At 72.8% G+C, this 3,958-nt stretch carries 1 protein-coding gene and 1 pseudogene; one reads left to right on the top strand and one right to left on the bottom strand.

What is annotated here, in order from left to right; genetic code table 11:
- Positions 1-1,175, bottom strand: a pseudogene (locus ACFV61_RS26525) (WGR domain-containing protein); the annotation flags it as partial.
- Between the two features lie 316 nt (positions 1,176-1,491).
- Between ACFV61_RS26525 and ACFV61_RS26520 the strand changes: the two are divergent.
- Complete coding sequence (locus tag ACFV61_RS26520; RefSeq protein ID WP_380494272.1) at positions 1,492-3,861, top strand: lamin tail domain-containing protein; 2,370 nt, start codon at positions 1,492-1,494, stop codon at positions 3,859-3,861.
- Positions 3,862-3,958: the final 97 nt, after the last annotated feature.

Genomic DNA, 3,958 nt, shown 5'->3' with positions numbered 1-3,958 from the left:
ACTCCTTCTCCGCGCCGCCGGGTCTGGCCGCCTCCCCCCCCCCCCGCCCCCCTCCCTCTTTCCCCTCCACCCTCACCCCCCCCCCCCCCCCCCCCGTCCGTGGTCACCAGGTAGAGCCGGCCGTCCCGGTACTGCATGCTGTACGCGGAGCCGCAGCCGGTGGCGAGCTTCCACAACCGGGTGCCGTCGGCGGCGAAGCAGTACACCGAGGAGTGGTTGTCCCCGGCGAAGACGTACTCGCCGTCCGGGGAGGCCGCGCAGGAGAACACGGCGGCGTCGCAGCGGTAGGCGGCGACCTCGGAGCCGTCGGACTTGCGCAGCCGGTGCACCCAGCCGCGCCCGGTGCCGGCGAACACCTCGTCGGCCTCCTGCCAGCCGAACAGCACCTCGCCCTTCGTCGCGGTGTGCCACAGCTGGTCGCCGCCGCGCGCCGCGTAGCGGGCGACGCCGCGCGAGTGGCCGTGGTAGACGCCGTCCGCGTCGCAGCGCACCATCCAGCCGGAGCAGCCCTCGGCCTTGCGGCGCCACTGGAACTCGTCCTCGTGGTCGACGGTGGTCAGCCCGCCGCGTTCGTCGGCGACGCCGAGGACGCCGTCGTGGATGTCGAGCCAGAAGATGTCCACGTCCTCGGCTATCTCGTACGCCACCCGGGGGACCTTCCCGCCCAGGTCGTACACCTTGCCGTCGTCGCAGCCCGCGTAGATCCACCAGTCGTCGGCGACGATGCACTTGACGCCGTCCGGCAGGCCGAACCGGGCGGTGACCTCGCCGTCGTGGGTGAGGGTGTAGACGTCGCCGCGCTCGTTGCCGACCCAGGCGTGCTCCTCGCCGACGAAGACGCCGAAAGCCGGCGAGCCGGAGCGGAACCGCCACAGCAGCGGCGCCTGGTTCGCCGTCGAACGGGTGCTGACGAGCTGCCGCCTGGTCACCGCCCGGCGCTGGCGCACGCCCTGGACGGCCGGCGCGTAGCCCTTGCGGACCTTCTCGCCGATCTTCTTGGCCGCCGACGCGGCGGCCTTCTCGGCGCTCGGGAAGCTGGTCGACTTGGCCTGCCCCTCCTCGCCGATCCGCCCGTACCGGACCGTCACCGTACTGCCGGCGAGCCGCACCTCGTAGAACTTGTGCGCGCTCCCTTCCTCCTCGGACAGTTCGAGGTAGGTGACCTGCTCTTCCACGGCGACGGACACGACGAAGTCCCCTTTCGGGTTTTCGGGCAACAGAGACGGGAGGCGAGGCGGGGCCTGTTCGCGGCCCCGCTCACCGACAACCCCCAACCTAGGGGGCGGCACTGACAGCGCGTCCCGCTGGGCTTGCCCGGAACCCCGCTTCCCACTTGTCGCCTCACGAACCATTCTTCCGCCGTACATCTGGCCGTCGCCCGCCGCGCACGGTAGGGATCGGGTGGCGTTGCTAGAACCGCAGCGCCCGAACTTTCTTGTCCGTGCTCAGACCGCCGGGCCACCAGCCCGAGCGGCCGTCAGGAGGAAGCTCATGCGGAGTACCCAGCGAGTCCGGCGCAGAGCGATGGCGGGGGCGTCCGCCGCAGCCGTGGTGGGGGCGCTGCTGGCGCTGCCCGGCGGCGTCGCCCAGGCGGCGTCACCCGACGTGGTGATCAGCCAGGTGTACGGCGGGGGCGGCAACTCCGGTGCCCCGTACGCCAACGACTTCATCGAGCTGTACAACCGCGGCACCGCGCCGGTGTCCGTCACCGGCTGGACGGTGCAGTACGCCTCGGCGGGCGGCACGTCCTGGGGGCGGACCACGCTGTCCGGCACGATCGCGCCGGGGCGTTTCCTCCTGGTGCAGGAGGCCGCCGGGGCCGGGACGGGCGCGGCACTGCCGACGCCGGACGCCACCGGGACCCTCAACCTGGCCGCGACCTCCGGCAAGGTCGCGCTGGTCACCAACGGCACGGCGCTGACCTGCGGTTCGGGCTGCGCGACGCAGCCCGGGGTGAAGGACCTGGTCGGCTACGGGTCGAGCGCCAGCTCCGCCGAGGGCTCGCCGACCGGCAACCTGTCCAACGCCACCGCCGCCCTGCGCGTCGGCGGCGGCGCCACCGACACCGACAACAACGCGGCGGACTTCACCATCGGCGCCCCAACGCCGCGCAACTCCGCCTCCACCGGCGGCGGCACCACCACCGGCGCCCGAATACACGACATCCAGGGCGCGGCCCGCACCTCCCCGCTCGCCGGCAGCGCCGTGAGCGCGGTGCCCGGCGTGGTCACCGCCGTCGGGCCCAACGGCTTCTGGTACCAGGACCCGCAGCCCGACAACGACCCCGGCACCAGCGAGGGCGTCTACGTCTACACCGCCGGCGCCCCCACCGTCGCCGTCGGCGACTCCGTCACGGTGAGCGCCACCGTCAGCCAGTACCGCCCCGGCGGCAGCGGCGGCACCACCAACCTGTCGATCACCGAACTCACCGCGCCCAGCGTCACGGTGATCGCCCACAACGCGCCGCTGCCCGCGCCCACCCTGGTCGGCCCCGGCGGGCGGGTGCCCCCGGCGGCGGTGATCTCCAGCGTCACCGGCGGGGACGTCGAGACCGCCGGGAACTACCAACCCGCCACCGACGGCATCGACTTCTGGGCCTCGCTGGAGGGCATGCGGGTCGAGATCGACAACGCGGCCGTGGTCGGCCCCAGCAACAAGTACGGCGACCTCCCCGTCGTGCCCCAGGGCAGCACCACCCGCACCAACCGGGGCGGCATCCTGCTCCAGGCGAACGACGGCAACCCGGAGCGGGTGACCCTGGCGAACGCGCTCGCGCCCACCCCGGCCGCCAACGTCGGCGACACCCTGACCGGCGCGACCGTCGGCGTGCTCGACTACTCCTTCGGCAACTTCAAGCTCCAGGTCACCGCGACCCCGGCAGTCACCTCCGGCAACCTCGCCCCCGAGGTCACCGCCGCCCCGACGGCCGGCCAGCTCGCCGCCGCCACCTTCAACGTGGAGAACCTCTCCCCCGCCGACCCGCAGAGCAAGTTCGACGGCCTCGCGGCGGGCATCGTCACCAACCTGCGCGCGCCCGACCTCGTCGCCCTGGAGGAGATCCAGGACAACAGCGGCCCCACCGACGACGGCACCACCGCCCCCGACCAGACCCTCGCCAAGCTCACCGCCGCCATCTCGGCGGCCGGCGGCCCGGCCTACTCCTACCGCCAGATCGACCCGGTGGACGGCCAGGACGGCGGCCAGCCCGGCGGCAACATCCGCCAGGTGTTCCTGTTCCGCACCGACCGCGGCCTGAGCTTCACCGACCGCCCCGGCGCCGGCTCCACCACCGCCGACTCGGTGGTCAACAACGGCGGCACGCCCCAACTCGCCTACTCCCCCGGCCGGATCGACCCGACCAACACGGCGTTCAACTCCAGCCGCAAGCCGCTCGCCGGCGAGTTCCGCTGGAACGGCAAGCCGGTCTTCGTGATCGCCAACCACTTCAACTCCAAGGGCGGGGACCAGCCCCTGTTCGGCCGCTACCAGCCGCCCGCGCACCCGTCCGAGACCCAGCGCCACAACCAGGCGACGGCGGTGAAGAGCTTCACCGACCAGATCCTGGCGGTGGACCCGAACGCGGCGGTCATCGTGCTCGGCGACCTCAACGACTTCGAGTTCTCGCAGACCGCCGACATCCTCACCGCCGGCGGCTCGCTGACCGACCTGCCGCGCACCCTGCCGCTGCCCGAGCGCTACACCTACGTGTACGAGGGCAACTCCCAGGTGCTGGACCACATCCTCATCTCCGGCGCACTGGCGGCGAAGCCGTACAGCTACGACATCGTGCACATCAACAGCGAGTTCAGCACCCAGCTGAGCGACCACGACCCGCAGGTCGTGCGGATCCCGCTGCCCTGACGCACGACACCGGCGCGGGGGGGGGGGGGGGACCCCAGGCGGGGGCGCGGGCCCACGAGGTGAGGGGAAACCAGCCCCAAGAGCGCCCCACACCCCG

Origin of the sequence: Kitasatospora sp. NPDC059817 (assembly GCF_042731835.1) — a bacterium.
GTDB lineage: Bacteria > Actinomycetota > Actinomycetes > Streptomycetales > Streptomycetaceae > Kitasatospora.
The sequence above is the reverse complement of the archived record's forward strand: the minus strand, read 5'-3'. Positions and strand labels throughout refer to the sequence as shown.

Bases quoted from the DNA above. Each gene is read 5' to 3' on its own strand.
- ACFV61_RS26520 (WP_380494272.1), top strand. From the start codon at position 1,492: ATGCGGAGTACCCAGCGAGTCCGGCGCAGAGCGATGGCGGGGGCGTCC.